At 31.8% G+C, this 14,634-nt stretch carries 16 protein-coding genes; 1 reads left to right on the forward strand and 15 read right to left on the reverse strand.

Going from position 1 to position 14,634, the window contains the following annotated elements; genetic code table 11:
• The first annotated feature begins 55 nt into the window (after positions 1-55).
• Positions 56-943 (forward strand): DMT family transporter, encoded by an 888-nt coding sequence (locus Q0C22_RS01500; RefSeq protein ID WP_291490324.1) that lies wholly within the window; start codon positions 56-58, stop codon positions 941-943.
• Between the two features lie 4 nt (positions 944-947).
• Here the strand turns inward: Q0C22_RS01500 and Q0C22_RS01505 are convergent, their stop codons facing one another.
• From Q0C22_RS01505 to Q0C22_RS01575, 15 genes are all read right to left on the reverse strand, one after another.
• Complete coding sequence (locus tag Q0C22_RS01505) at positions 948-2,036, reverse strand: branched-chain amino acid aminotransferase (protein ID WP_291490325.1); 1,089 nt, start codon at positions 2,034-2,036, stop codon at positions 948-950.
• Between the two features lie 57 nt (positions 2,037-2,093).
• Positions 2,094-3,080, reverse strand: coding sequence for an MBL fold metallo-hydrolase (locus Q0C22_RS01510; protein ID WP_367172080.1), 987 nt, complete (start codon positions 3,078-3,080; stop codon positions 2,094-2,096).
• Between the two features lies 1 nt (position 3,081).
• A complete protein-coding gene (locus Q0C22_RS01515; protein WP_291490326.1) occupies positions 3,082-3,783 on the reverse strand; it encodes an ABC transporter ATP-binding protein in 702 nt (233 codons plus the stop codon).
• Positions 3,770-4,549 (reverse strand): ABC transporter ATP-binding protein, encoded by a 780-nt coding sequence (locus tag Q0C22_RS01520; RefSeq protein WP_291490327.1) that lies wholly within the window; start codon positions 4,547-4,549, stop codon positions 3,770-3,772. The genes Q0C22_RS01515 and Q0C22_RS01520 overlap by 14 nt, the downstream gene beginning before the upstream one ends.
• Positions 4,539-5,579 (reverse strand): branched-chain amino acid ABC transporter permease, encoded by a 1,041-nt coding sequence (locus tag Q0C22_RS01525; RefSeq protein WP_025392006.1) that lies wholly within the window; start codon positions 5,577-5,579, stop codon positions 4,539-4,541. Before Q0C22_RS01525 ends, Q0C22_RS01520 begins: the two co-directional genes overlap by 11 nt.
• Before the next feature lies 1 nt (position 5,580).
• Positions 5,581-6,474, reverse strand: a complete 894-nt coding sequence (locus Q0C22_RS01530; RefSeq protein WP_291490328.1) for a branched-chain amino acid ABC transporter permease — start codon at positions 6,472-6,474, stop codon at positions 5,581-5,583.
• 76 nt (positions 6,475-6,550) lie between these two features.
• Positions 6,551-7,687, reverse strand: a complete 1,137-nt coding sequence (locus tag Q0C22_RS01535; RefSeq protein WP_291490329.1) for an ABC transporter substrate-binding protein — start codon at positions 7,685-7,687, stop codon at positions 6,551-6,553.
• A gap of 141 nt (positions 7,688-7,828) precedes the next feature.
• Entirely contained in the window at positions 7,829-8,809 is a 981-nt protein-coding gene (locus tag Q0C22_RS01540) for a sodium:calcium antiporter (protein WP_291490330.1), read from the reverse strand.
• 43 nt (positions 8,810-8,852) lie between these two features.
• Entirely contained in the window at positions 8,853-10,052 is a 1,200-nt protein-coding gene (locus tag Q0C22_RS01545; protein WP_291490331.1) for an MFS transporter, read from the reverse strand.
• The gene (locus tag Q0C22_RS01550; RefSeq protein ID WP_291490332.1) at positions 10,045-10,803 is read right to left on the reverse strand and encodes a menaquinone biosynthetic enzyme MqnA/MqnD family protein; all 759 of its coding nucleotides are present in this window, start codon (positions 10,801-10,803) and stop codon (positions 10,045-10,047) included. The genes Q0C22_RS01545 and Q0C22_RS01550 overlap by 8 nt, the downstream gene beginning before the upstream one ends.
• Positions 10,800-11,345: a class II aldolase/adducin family protein gene (locus Q0C22_RS01555; protein ID WP_291490333.1), complete on the reverse strand. Its 546-nt coding sequence runs from the start codon at positions 11,343-11,345 to the stop codon at positions 10,800-10,802. The genes Q0C22_RS01550 and Q0C22_RS01555 overlap by 4 nt, the downstream gene beginning before the upstream one ends.
• Positions 11,335-11,940 carry a DedA family protein gene (locus Q0C22_RS01560; protein WP_291490334.1) on the reverse strand — a complete coding sequence of 202 codons (606 nt, stop codon included), beginning with the start codon at positions 11,938-11,940 and terminating at the stop codon, positions 11,335-11,337. The genes Q0C22_RS01555 and Q0C22_RS01560 overlap by 11 nt, the downstream gene beginning before the upstream one ends.
• Positions 11,937-12,731, reverse strand: a complete 795-nt coding sequence (locus Q0C22_RS01565) for a DNA glycosylase (protein ID WP_291490335.1) — start codon at positions 12,729-12,731, stop codon at positions 11,937-11,939. The genes Q0C22_RS01560 and Q0C22_RS01565 overlap by 4 nt, the downstream gene beginning before the upstream one ends.
• Positions 12,724-14,388 (reverse strand): DNA primase, encoded by a 1,665-nt coding sequence (gene dnaG, locus Q0C22_RS01570; RefSeq protein ID WP_291490336.1) that lies wholly within the window; start codon positions 14,386-14,388, stop codon positions 12,724-12,726. The genes Q0C22_RS01565 and dnaG overlap by 8 nt, the downstream gene beginning before the upstream one ends.
• The coding region (locus Q0C22_RS01575) for a Smr/MutS family protein (RefSeq protein WP_291490337.1) at positions 14,385-14,634 on the reverse strand (250 nt) is incomplete at its 5' end. The genes dnaG and Q0C22_RS01575, both read right to left, overlap by 4 nt.

Raw genomic sequence — 14,634 nt, forward strand, 5'->3', positions numbered from 1 at the left:
AGCAAAACAACTTGAAGATACGCCTGTTTGGTTTAGGCAAACAAAAGAATAAGATATGCTGTATGTTGCTTTTGTTTTATTAATCCTTGGTTGGTCGTATACTGCTGTTGTTACAAAGATTGCACTAAACTATATTGGTCCTTTTGAATTTACACTCTGGCGAGTTTTAGTGGGATTTTTGTTTTTATTTTTAATTACAGCATTTATGAAAAAACTTGAAAAACCAAAAAGTATAAAATGGGCTTTTTTATTGGGTTTATTTCAAAATGCTTTACCTGTTGTTTTTTACAATTTGGCTTTGGTTTATTCATCTGCTGGAAAAGTAACTGTTTTGGGCTATATTATGCCCTTTTGGACAATATTATTAGAAAGATTAATTTTAAAAACAAAGCTGGAAAAAATAAAATATATTCCCATTAGCTTATCTTTTTTGGGTCTTGTGCTTATAATGCAGCCCTGGTATTTCAGGGCGAGTGTTTTGGGATATTTATTCGCAATACTATATGGTGTAAGCTGGGGTATCGGAAATGTAGTTTCTGTAATTATTTGGGAAAAATATCCTCATTGGGATGTATTTTCTCTTACATTTTGGCAAATGGTATTTGTCGTTTTAGTTGTTATTTTGTTTAACGTTTTGATACCTTATCAAAGAACTGTTGTTTTAAATAGTTATTTAATTTTTGCAATTCTCTACACGGGTATAATAGCTACGGCTTTTGCATGGTTTTTATGGATTTTTCTATTAAAAAAACTCCCAGCAAGTATAGTTGGCTTATCATCACTGGCAATACCTGTATTTGCAATGATAGAATCATATATTCAACTACATGAAAAATTCAGCTTACCAGATTTAATTGGTTCTTTTTTTATAATTTTATCACTTTTGATTATTTATATATATTCTTTGCATAAAAAGACGCAAAGCCAAAACTTTGCGTCTTAAAGCTTTAAATTCTTTTTTCTACTTTTTTTAGCCAACCATTAGGTGCAGCAATTTTTCCTGTTTGTAAACCAGTATAATACTCGTAAATTTTTCTTGAGTATGCTCCAATAGAACCATCTCCTACAGTTAAAATACTATTGTCTTCAAAAACATATTCACCAACAGGTGATACTACAGCTGCTGTACCGAATCCACCTGCTTCAATTATTTCTTTACTTTTAATTTTTTCAATGAATTCGTCTAAAGCAACTCTTTTTTGTATTACTTTAAGTCCTAAAGAGTTTTGTAATTCAATAATAGATTCAGAAGTAATACTTCTTAATACCGTATCAGTAAACTCAGGTATAACTACTGTCCCATCTTTTTCTATATGGTAATGATTCATTGCCCCAGCTTCCTCAATGTATTTATTTTGAGCATCTAAATAAAGAACCTGGCTTGCACCAAATTGTTTTGCAAACTCTCCAGCTCTCAAAGATGCAGCATAGTTGCCTGCGGCTTTTGATTCACCAGTGCCACCGCTTACAGCTCTGTGAAATTTTTTGGTTATAAGAAGCCTGATTGGTTTAGTAAATCCTTCTGGGTAGTATGGACCGCTTGGTGATAAAATGATTGCATATCTATAAGACTTACTTGGATGCACACCTAAAGAATCTTCAGTTGCAAACATAAATGGCCTAATGTATAGTGAAGCACCATTCTGAATTGGAAGCCACAATCTATCAACATCTATCAATGCGTGTATGGCTTCTATTTGAAGGTTTTCATCAATGGATGGCATACAGAGAATTTCGGCTGATTTATTTAATCTTTTTGCATTTTTATCTATTCTGAATGTATAGATTTCATTATCTGGATGCATAAAAGCTTTTGCACCTTCAAATAAAGCCTGTCCATAGTGTAGTGCAATTGCACCAGGTGATATAGTAAATGGCTCATATGGTACAATACGTGCGTTTTGCCATTCTCCATCTTCATAATCAATCAAAAACATGTGATCAGTTCTTAATTGACCAAAAGGTAAGGGTTGAGTAGGTTTTAATTGTTCTTTTCTTCTTTGGGATTTTGGCTTTAAAAGATACGCTATTTGCATAACAAACTCCTTTCTTAATTAAATTATTTAATCTTATATTACTTAGAAAAATAAATGTCAAGTTTTTAAAAAATAGTATTTATCGTCTTGGATTAAGATTTTTGCTTTGTTTGTATCAACAAGATACAACAGGTGCGCTAGTGCTTCTGAATGTGCAAACCATTTTTGAGCAATAGGAAAATCTTCCCAGTTTTTGTACTTTATATCCCAATGCATCAGTGAGGCTACTTTGTAGGCATCATTTGGAGTTTTTGTATCAATAAGATTCAATACTTCATTTAATCTTTCTTCATGGTGTTTTTTAAGCTCATCAATTCTTTTTTGTAAATTATAAAAAATTCTTCTGTGTCCAGGCAAAACCATATCTACATCAAAATTATAAACTTTATCAAGACTTTCTAGATATTCTTTTAGAGGGTTTTTGTTTTCGTATGCTGCAGATATATTTGGAGTTATATCTTCTAACACATGATCCGACGAAAAAAATAATTTTTTATTAGCTTCATATAGACATACAATACCTTTCGTGTGGCCTGGTGTTTTAATACATTTAAGTTCCAAGTTGCCGTAATTTAGTACCTGCTGATCTTCAACATAAGAAATTTTTGAAAGAAGATTGCCCCTTAAAGCGTATTTATAACCTGGATGTTTTTTTATTGCATTTGACAGAGAATCTATTGGAAACCCAAATTTTTTTGCATAATTTGCTTCTTCAAGCCAGAATTCTTCCCAGTTTGTGCCTAATATGTATGGCGCATCTTCTTTGGTAAAATATACAATTGATTGTGGTGTTGATAATTTACCAATTAATCCACTATGGTCTGCATGCATGTGAGTAATAAAAAGATCTGTTTTTTCAAGATCAATATCTAGTTTTGCCAAAGCATATTTTAGTGTCTGCTCGCATTCAATTCTATTCATACCAGTATCAATAATTAAACTTCTTTCTCCTTTTATCACATAAGAGTTTATTGATTTAAGGGGGTTTTGAGGCAGGGGTACTTCTATTTTGTAAATATTATCAAAAATACATTCTATGCTAATTTTACATCTCCCCCAGGTAACTTTTTCTTACATCTTCGTTTTGTAACAAGTTTTGGGCAACATCTTCAAGCACAATTTTGCCTGCCTCAAGTACATAACCATAATGAGCAATTTTTAATGCCATTGCTGCATTTTGCTCTACAAGCAAAATTGTCATACCTTCACGATTTAAGTGCTGGATTATCTCAAAAACTTCTTGTACAACTTTTGGTGCCAAACCAAGCGATGGTTCATCAAGCATTAAAAGGGAAGGCTCACTCATAAGGGCTCTGCCTAAAGCCAACATTTGTTGTTCACCACCAGAAAGTGTTCCAGCATATTGTTTGGCACGTTTTTTTAATATAGGAAATATTTGAAAAATCCGTTCATATTTTTCTTCTAATGTAGAAGCTGGTTTATTAAATGCCCCAATGCGTAAATTTTCTAGAACTGTCAGATTAACAAAAACTTTTCTACCTTCTGGCACGAGTGCTATGCCACGTTTAATTCGCTGGTATGTTTTTTCTTTTGATATATTATGCGATAAAAAATTTATTTGACCACTTGATGCTACAAGTCCCACAATGGATTTCAGCGTACTTGATTTTCCAGCACCGTTCGGTCCTATTAATGTTACTATTTTGCCTTCAGGCACGTCAAAAGATATATCGTTTACTGCGTGTATAAGTTTATAAAAAACATTTAAATTTTTAACCTTTAACATTTGCTTCCCCTAAATAAGCCGCTATAACTTTTGGGTTTTTTTGAATTTCTTCAGGTGTACCTTCTGCAATTTTAGCACCATAGTCAAGTACATAAATTTTTTGGCAGATTCCCATTACAAACTTCATATCGTGTTCTATCAAAAGTATGGTTAGATTGAATGAATCTTTAATTTCTTTTATAAAGTACATTAAGGCTATCTTTTCACTTGGGTTCATGCCTGCTGCAGGCTCATCTAAAAGTAGTAGTTTTGGCGAAGTTGCAAGAGCTCTTGCAATTTCAACTTTTCTTTGTTCTCCATAAGACAGACCTGTTGCTTTTAAATGCGCTTTTTCTTTTAAATTTACCTTTTCTAATAATTCAAGCGCTTTTATTTTTATTTCTTTTTCTTGATTTAAAAATTTTGGTGTTTTTAAAATTGGCTCAAATAATCTATATTTAACTTTATGTGCAAAACCTATCATTATGTTTTCAAGAACGGTTAAATTTTCAAATAATCTTATATTTTGAAATGTCCTTGCCATACCAAGAGGTACAATTTTATAAGGCTTAAAACCTGTTATATTTTTGCCTTCAAAAAAAATATTTCCTAAGGTTGGTTTCAAGTTGCATGTTATAACATTAAACATTGTAGTTTTTCCTGCGCCATTGGGTCCAATTAAACCAGTTATGCTTGATTTGGTAACATTTAAACTAACATCATTTAGAGCAACAAGACCACCAAACTTCATTGTAATATGTTCGCATACAAGTATATTATTTTCCATTTTTTATGCCACCTTTTATAGCATTAAATAGCCAATCCCATGAGAATTCTTTCTTTCCCATTATTCCTTCTCTTGCAAAAAGCATGGTTAAAATTAACAGTAAAGCAAAAATGATCATTCTTAAGCCAGGTATGCCTGGTGTTGTTATACCAAATATATGCATTGGTTGATCAAATACTCTAAGCAGTTCTGATCCCCAAACAATAACGATTGTAGCTATAACTGTTCCTGTTATGCTACCAAGACCACCCATAACTATAATTACAAGCAAATTGAATGTTAAGAAAAATGTAAAAAGTGTTGGAGAAATAGTTGTAATTAAGTGTGCAAGCAAACCTCCTGCAACACCCTGAAAAAAAGCACCTACAACAAAAGCGATCATTTTCATTTTAAATGTATTTATGCCCATAGCTACAGCTGCATCTTCATCGTCTCTTATTGCTTTCATAGCTCTACCGTAATTGGAGTTTATTATACTCATAACTACAAAAATAGTAAATACAAGCCATCCATAGCTCCACCAAACATTCGTATAGTTTGATATGCCTTTTAGACCTAAAGGGCCGTTTGTTATTGTAATTGCATTGTTTGCAACAATATCTATAACAATACCAAATCCAAGTGTAACAATAGCAAGGTAATCGCCTCTTGTTCTAAACACAGGAAATCCCAAAATAAATCCAAAAAAAGCTGTTACAAGTCCAGCAACTATAAGTGCAGCCAAAAAAGGCAGGTGGATTGAGCCCAAAAAAGGCATAATAGGGTCTATTATAAACATTGCTTGTTTTTGTGCTGGCGTCAAACTCAAAAGTGCAGCAGTATAGGCACCAACTGCAGCAAAACCATTTGGAGCAAGAGAAAATTGTCCAGTAATACCATTGATCAGATTATAGCTAACAGCCAGTATCATAGTAATAGCTATATTATTTAGTATAATTATTGTATAACGACTAAAGTGATGACTTGCATAATATAAAAAAACAAACAGTAATATTATACTTAAGATTGTTAAAATTGTATTTCTTTTCATATTAAAATCTCTTCCTTTCAAGTTCTTTTCCCATAATACCAGTAGGTTTAAACAAAAGCACAAGTATTAATAACAAAAATGCAAATGCGTCTTTATAACCAGCCAAACTAGGGAAAAATGCTACTATTAAAACTTCTGCTATTCCAAGAATTAGTCCACCGATCGCAGCTCCAGCAACATCCCCTATACCACCTAAAACTGCAGCAGCAAATGCTTTAAGCCCTGGCATTATACCCATTAATGGATTTATTGAAGGATACTGTGTGGACCATAATATCCCGCCAACAGCAGCCAAAGAAGAGCCTATAAAAAAAACCAAAGAGATAACTATATCTACATTTATACCCATTAAACTTGTTGTATCAATATCCAGTGCGATTGAGCGCATAGCCATACCGTATTTTGTATGATGCAAGATATAAAGCAGCATATATAACAAAACAAGTGCAACAATAGGGGTGTAAATACTAACAACAGGCAAATATAATTGATTATAATTCAAAACACCATGAAATATTGGTGCTATAGGAAAAGCCTTTGGTACCCCACCAAATAACACTAAAAATAAATTTTCAAGAAAAAACGACACACCCACAGCAGTAATGAGTAAAGAAACCCTGCTTGCATTACGAATGGGTTTGTAAGCTAATTTCTCTACCAATACACCTACAAAACCTGTTAAAATAATTGCAGTAATAAATGATACCCACCATGGTAGCATAAAAGCACTAATTCCAAAAAACGCAAGATATGCTCCAACCATCAAGATGTCGCCATGCGCAAAGTTAATCATTCTCAAAACGCCATATACCATAGTATATCCAATTGCTACAAGAGCATATAGGCTTCCAGCAGAAAGACCATTTATTAATTGTTGCAAAACTGTTGTTAACATCTATTTAGCCACCTTTTTAGGTATGTATTAAAAGTTTAAAGGAGCAGAAGACTCTGCTCCAAAAGATATTGCAAAACTACGGATTAATCGTAGTAACATATACAAATTTACCGTTTTCCACCTTCTCAATAACCGCAGGTTTTATTGCATTACCATTAACAAGTGTTATGTTACCGGTTACACCCTGGAAGTTTTTGGTTTGTCTAAGTGCAGTGTTGATTTTAATTGGGTTATCTGATTTTGCCCTATCAATTGCATTGACTAACATAAAATAAGCATCTGCTGATAAAGCAGCAAAGTTATCTGGAAGTTTATGATACTTTGCTTGATAGGCTTGTTCGAATTTTTTACCCAATGCAGTTTTTATGGCTTCTGGTGCAAAACCAGTAGTAAATGTAAGTCCATTAACAGCAGCGCCGCCTACTTTTATTAAAGCAGCCTCAGCTGCGCCATCACCAGCAAGTATAGGCTGTTTTAACCCAAATTCTCTGGCTTGTCTTGCAAACAAAGCTATTTCCTGGTAATAGCAAGGCATATAGATAATTTGTGGATTTGCTGGCTTAAGTGAAGCAATTTGAGCAGAAAAGTTACTTTCGCCTGTTTGTATAAATGTTTTAGCTACAATTTTGCCACCTAATTTTTTAAAATTTTCCTCAAAAAACTTTGCAAGACCAACTGAATAATCTTGAGCAGAATCAATTACTAGTGCAGCAGTTTTTGCATGTAAGTCTTTTACAGCATAAATTGCTGCAACTTTTCCTTGAAATGGATCAATAAAGCAGGCTCTGGATATAAAGTTTTTGCCTTCTGTTAACAATGGGTTTGTTCCAGTTGGCGTAATTAAAGGAATTTTAGCTTTTTCTACAATTGGAGTTGCAGACATAACATTGCCCGAAATTAAAGGTCCAATAATTGCATCTACTTTGTTGTCATAAATTAGTTTGTTTACAGCATTAGCTGCCTGAACCTTATCGCCTTGATCATCAACGAGGATCAGATCAATTTTTTTACCCAAAGCCGTAGGCATGATTTCTTTTGCTACCTGTAAACCTTGCCATGCACTTTGTTCAAAAGAAGCGACCGGTCCTGTCATTGAATACACAACACCTACTTTTATGGTGTTGCTAGCTGCATAAGTTTTACTTACTCCATAGCCAATAGCAAAGATAGTTACAAGAGCAAATAAAACTGTTTTAAACAGCAAACGTTTCATAAAAACCCCCTTACTTAAAAGTTAATTTTAATTATAATTTTTTAGTTACATTTTGTCAATTATTTATAATTAAATTAATTTAAAAATAAAACTTTTGTTTAAAACAAATATAAAATTCACGAACAATAACTACAAAAAAAATTATATAACTTTAATTATATAATAAATATAAGTCATAAGGTTTATGCTAAAAACCCACCCATTTATTTTTTTTAGCAGGCAAACCCATAAAAGCATTAAAGCAATATTAAATAATGCAATGTACGCGCTCAAAAGAGCATTTTGCGTAATAGTCCAATTGGTTAGTAAAATTCCAACACTTACTGGAAATGTTGATTGAAAAACCATAGCACCACTTATGTTACCAAAAGCCAAAATATCTTTGTTTTTTAATGTCCAAGTTAGAGAATTAATTTTTTCTGGAAGCTCAGTTGCTATTGGAGAAATTAATAGAGAAAATATCAGAGGATTAAAGCCAAAATGTTGGCTTATAATACTTAAACCATTGACAAAAGCATAAGCACCAAAAATAATAATAGCCAAAGACACAATTAATTGAAAAAAACCGGATAGAAGGTTTTCTTTTATTTTAAAGAGTTTAAAAAAATATAAATTGTCTTTAAATTCAAGCTTTGAGCTTCTACCATTAAATGTTAAATACAAATAAACTAGATATATGCCAATTACAGCAAATGCAAATATACCTTTTATATGGTTAAATTGAGTTGCTAAAATTGCAATAATGTAAGATATTAAAAAAAAAGTAAGATCCCGTTTTGTTGTTTTTTCTTCAATTTTCAGATTAAATGAGCCTTTTTTTAATAAATGTCTAATAACCACACCAATACCAATCATCAAAAAACCAAGCGTTGAAAGCATAAAAGGTGCTCCCAAAATTGCACCAATTCCTATTTCATGAGCTGAATTTTTTAGAAACAAGATTGCAATAATTGGCAATATAGTTTCTGGCAGGGCTGTTCCAATAGCGGCAAGTATTGAACCTATAACTGCCTGTGAAAGTTTTAATTTAGAGCCTATATATTCTAAAGAATTTGTAAACATTTCGCTAGCAACAACAATAAACGCAATGCTAATAATAAGAAAAAATAAATTCAAAATCATAAGTTAAAATTACCATACTGTATAATTTTAGTCAAATAAACAATTATTCTTCTGGAAAATTAAAGTTTTTAAATACTTTTTTGTATAAAATCAAATACGCAGCTTGCAAAAAAGCTGCCATAAAAAAGGGCATCTCGAATGAATTTGCTTCAAGTAAAGCTCCAGTTACATAAGGACCTATGGAGCGTGGAAACTGCATTGAAGCAGAATTCAAGCTAACAGCAAAACCCCTTCTTTTGTCTCTAACCAAACTCACAGTAAGTGCCTGTCTTGCACCAGCTGAACTTCTGTTAAAAATTTGGTGAAAGATATAAAATAACGATGCCAAAAAATATGTTGGAGCAAGTGGTAAAAGTATTAAAAACACCAGACCAACAAGCCTTTGTGCAAAAACAGAATTAACGATCCCAAATCTTAGGGATAGTTTACCTGTATAGAAGGATAGTATTGCGCTTAGTAAAAAAGTTATTGCAAGAACAGGAGCAATTAATTTTGCGCCAACACCAAACCTTAATGCAAACCAATACGCTATCAGTGGACCCTTTAGACCTATTGCTAGACCATTTATACTGTTTAAGCCTATAAGTTTAATTAAATTAAGATTTTCTTTTTTATCAATACCTGCTTCTTTTTTATCCGATGCTTGTTTTAAAATTTTAGGTTTATAATTTTCTTCAACTTTAAAAAGCAAATAAAGCGTTATACTTGCAAACAAAAAAACAACAAAGAAAAGTAACCTGTAATCCATGTTTTTTTGTGTAAAATTTAAAAAAGCAAAAAACATTGCTAGAAGAGAACCAATACACATCCCCAAAAAACCCAATGCTGTATTTAAGCTAAAAACCATACCACGCATGTTTGGTTGTATTTTTTCGGCAAGCAATGCTTGTTCTGCAGGAGAAAAAGGCCCAGCTGCACCGTTTGCTCCAAGACCAAAGCTACCAATAGCACTAAAAATAGCTATTACATAGATATTATTTGCAAAAAACATTCCTAAACTTGCAAACATTAAAAGCAATGTGTAGATTATTAAAAACGGTTTTCTTTTGGTTTTATCACTAACAAATCCTACAAATAAACTGCCAAAAGCACCAAATAGACTAACAAATGTATAAACCAGACCTATTGTTGTTGCGCTGTAACCTAAAGCTTTGAGATACAAAGCAAAATCAACAATTAATAACCCCTGACCAATGCTGCGCAAAAATCTGATAGAAAGTAGATACTTTGTGCTTTTATTCATCTAAAAAACGCAATTTTGGTTTTTGTGGTATTAAGTTCAATTTATAGGCGTAATCAAAAAAAAGCTCAAGAGACTTTTTTTTGTTTTCTGTTAAGTCGTACGATAGGTTGTTTTTTAAATAATCATAAGCTTTTTCATAATCGTAATTGTGCGTATCACAAAAAGCTTCAGCAATTATATCAAGATTACTTACACCCCATTCTTTAGCTTTTAAAAACAAATCTATATATTTGGCTTGGATTTTATGATTTGCAATCCATAAAGCGAAAACAAATGGATATCCGCTAAACTCTTTCCATTCATAAGCTAAATCAATAATTTCTTCATCTGTATGTTCTATTCTATATAAGGCATTATCGCCTATTACAAGTTCGCAATCGGCTCTCTCCTGTGTATAGTCAACTTCCAATTTGTACTTATAAGCAAAAAGGATTTTAGTAAGAGCAACAGATGTATTTGAATTTTTATCAAGCTTAACGGTTTTTACTTTATTTAACGGTTTTTTTAAAAATAGTGCTACACTTTTAACCTTGTAATCGCTTGATATGCAAACGTTAGGTACCAGATAGTAATCAGATTTTGCGTATTCTATGGAAGGCGCTATACCTACATCTACCTGTTTTTCAAAAAGTAGCCTAGCACAAACAGAAGGCATTTTTTTTATAAACTCAATGTCATTGTCTATAATTTTATTTACAAGCGCATAATATAAAGGATATGCATTTAAAAAGTCTACTAAAACTACTTTCATTTAATGTTCTCCTTTAGGTAAATTATTTTAGAGCTAAATTCTAAAGCACTAACCAACTTCAAAGCATCAAATAAATTATCAGAAAATGCAAAAACCCCATGTCCTTTTGCTATTACAATTTTATTTTCTGTTTCATTAAAATATTGAGCAATAGCATTTTTTGCTTCATCCCAGTTTTTTATATCAAGCACATCAACTTGTTTTAAAAAAAACTTTCCTTCGTGGTCAAGGGGAATGATTTTAGAGTATACCATGGATAAAGCTACTGTGTAAGGACTATGTGCGTGTACAATAGCGCTTGCTTTATCAATTGTTTTGTAAATGTTTACATGCAACTCTACTTCACTTGAAGCTGCATTCCAGCGAACATCCCTTTCAAACCCAATTTTTACAATATCCTTGCTTTTTAGACCATATAAAGATTTACCAGTTTTTGTTATCCATATACCATCTTTTACCTTTGCGCTCATATTGCCACTTGATGCATCAACAAGCCCCATTAAAAAAAGCATATCTCCTATTCTTTTAAACTCACTTATCATACTTTCTCCTATAAAAAATATATCCAATTATTAAAATCACTGCAAACGCAATTAATCCAGCGCTAAACCTATGCATGTAATATTTTAGTAAATCAGGATTTTTACCAACAAAATAGCCAATTAAAGCAAGACCTACAGTATAGATAAAAGCGCCAAGCGTAGTAAAAAGTGAAAAGGCAAATACCCTCATTTTAGATAAACCAGCAGGTATTGAAATAAGGTGTCTGATTGTAGGCAAAAGTCTTCCTACAAAAACACTTATTGCACCATGTTTTTCAAAAAAAACAACAGTTTTTTTTAGTGCTTTTTCCAGTCTAAAAATTTTACTAAATTTTAAAACAATTTTTAGTCCAAGTGTTTTGGATACATAGTAGTTAAAAAGCGCTCCAGCTAAACTGCCAAGCGTTCCATCAATAATAACAACCCAAAGGTTCATTTTTCCAACTGCAGCTAAATAACCAGCAGGTGGAATTACAAATTCTCCCGGTAGTGGTACAATTGAGCTTTCTAAAAACATCAGAAAAAAAATACCTAAATATCCAGACGCCCCAATAGCTTTAACCAAAAAATCAGCCAAATCAATTAAATAACTCATATAACTCCTTTTTTTGCCGCCAAAAACAAGTACTGCTGGGCAATGCCTGCATATTGTCCAAAATAATTTTTTCCAAATTCTTCAATAGTTCTTACACTTTGTTTATGATTGTTAAAGTATAGCTTTTCAATTATTCTTTTTATCCACACATCAGTGCAAAAAACTTCATAACGCCTGTATGCAAAAAGCAAAATACAGTCTGCAACCTTGGAACCTATGCCTTGCAAGTTCATTAACTTTATTTTTGCTGTTTTTGTATCGAGTTTATAGATGCTATCAAAAAAATCTTTGTTTTGTGTAAGATTTGAAATGTATCTTTTTCTAAACCCAAAACCACACTTAGATAATACCTCTTCCTCAAAGTTAACGCTACAAGAAGGAAATGTATATCCTAAATCTGTTTTATTACCATAGACCTCACTTACCTTATCAAGCATTAATCTTATGCGCTTTATATTGTTGAAAGCAGAGCAGATAAAAGACACTGTTGTTTCGTATGGATCTTGCGTAAGTATAATTAAACCTTCAAATGCTTTTATTGCTTTAATTATGTGATTGTCAAGCATGATTTGGTTAATAATTCTATCAAAATCAATATCCAGTGAAAAAAATCTCATTATGTAGTTTTTATCTACATTGTTGTAATATAAGTAATTACCATCAAAATACACATCAAATATTACACTTGAAAATATTCTATAACCATCATTTATTTTTGAGATTCTGAAAATTTGTCCGCTTTCAAGTGTGTATTCTAAATTAAATTTAAATGGCACCTTAATTTTATTCATTCTTTAGCCTTTGAAGTTTGTTTTTAGTTTGTCTGTAAAGTTCTTTTAGCTCTTCATTATTTGGATTTTTGGCAATCTCTTTTAGAAAATGTTGCATCTGTTTTTTAAGTTTTTCTATTTCCATAGCATTTATAAGCATTAAAAAATTGATGCGTTTTTGAGAAATGGTTTCTTCATTTGTCAATAGGTATAGTTCATAGCATAACGATGCACTTTGTTTGTCCAGATTTGATACAAATTCTTCAAAACTAATTTGGTTATTTTCTATAAGTTTTAAAAATATATTTTTAAGATCATCATTAAAATTTTTTGCAAATTCTTCTTTATCTTCTATCCAATCAAGCAGAAAAGGGTCTTTTAATAAGTAAGATATTATATAATGATTTTTTGTATATTTTTTGTTAGGTTTTTCTTGAGTAGAAGGATTTTTTTGGAGTATATTGAGATTAAGGAGTCTTCTTGCCTTTGAATAATACAAACTTTTTGTTACGGGATCATCTATGCTATCTATTGCGCTTTTTATAGAATTTATTGCGCTTGCAACAAATATTGGTTGTGAATGAAGAAGCCTTGCATTTTGGAGGTTATACTGGGTAAGTATCTTTTCTTCTAAAAAACTAAAATAGTCTTTTGCATTTTGCAATTGTTTTTTGTACTCATCTATAGAGTATTTTAATACAAAACTATCTGGATCTTCCTTTTGATTACCTAAAGTATTAAATTCTACTACGTAAGCATCCAGTTTGCCCAAAACCTTTGTATTTTTTAGCATTGCGTTTATGCCTGCTTTATCTGTATCAAAATTGAAGTAAATCTTATTTGTATATTTTTTTATTAATCTGATGTGATAATCGGAGAGATTTGTGCCCATTGTTGCACACGCACATTGCAAACCTTCCTGATGCAGTCTTATACAATCAAAATAACCTTCGCAAACAATAAGGTAATCTTTTGCAAAAGCCTTTGCTTTATCGAAACCATAAAGTATTTTTTGTTTCGAAAATAAAATTGTTTCTTTTGTATTAATATACTTTGCTTTCTGGTTTTCATGCAATGCTCTACCTGCAAAACCCACAATGCGTCCATATTCGTCGTGTATCGGAAACATCAAACGGCCGCCAAATATATTATAAGAATTCGATAAAATCCCAACTTCGTTTATCTGCTTTATAGTGTATTTTTTGAGCAAAAATTCAAGCAATGAATTATCGTCTGGGTTATATCCAAGCTGAAATAATTCTTGAGTTTTTCTTGTTATTTGCCTTTTTTCTAAGTATTTCAATGCAAGATTTGAGTTTCTAAGTTTATTTTGAAAAAACTCGCAAGCAAGTTTATTTATATCAAGAAGTATATTTTCTTTTTTAGTGTTTTCATCTAAAGTATCCGCATCCAATCCTAACTCCAACGCAAGGTTTTTAATTGCTTCTTTAAACTCCAGGTTTTCTATTTTCATATAAAAAGTTATTACATCGCCGCTTTCTCCACAACCAAAGCAATGAAAAAACTGCTTTTGTTTGTTTACGGTAAATGAAGGTGTTTTTTCTGAATGAAAAGGACATAAGCCAACATAATTAGAACCAATTTTTTTTAAGTTTACATATCTGCTTATAAAATCTACAATATCTAATCTATTTTTGATTTCTTGTGCAAGGTTCATTTTAAAACCACTATAGTAGCACCATCTCCGCCCAGATTTGGCGGCGCCATTGAAAAACTTTCTACAAATTTGCTATTCTTTAATAGATTCCTTACCATTTCCTTTAATACACCACTTCCTTTTCCATGGATAATGCGAACTTCTTTTATATCATTTGCAACTGCATAATCAAGAAATTGCAATACTTCAAGTTCAGCTTCAAATGCATGCATGCCGATTATATTCAATTCCTGCCTGTACTGTGTT

The organism is Desulfurella sp. (assembly GCF_023256235.1).
In the GTDB taxonomy this organism is placed as follows: Bacteria; Campylobacterota_A; Desulfurellia; order Desulfurellales; family Desulfurellaceae; genus Desulfurella.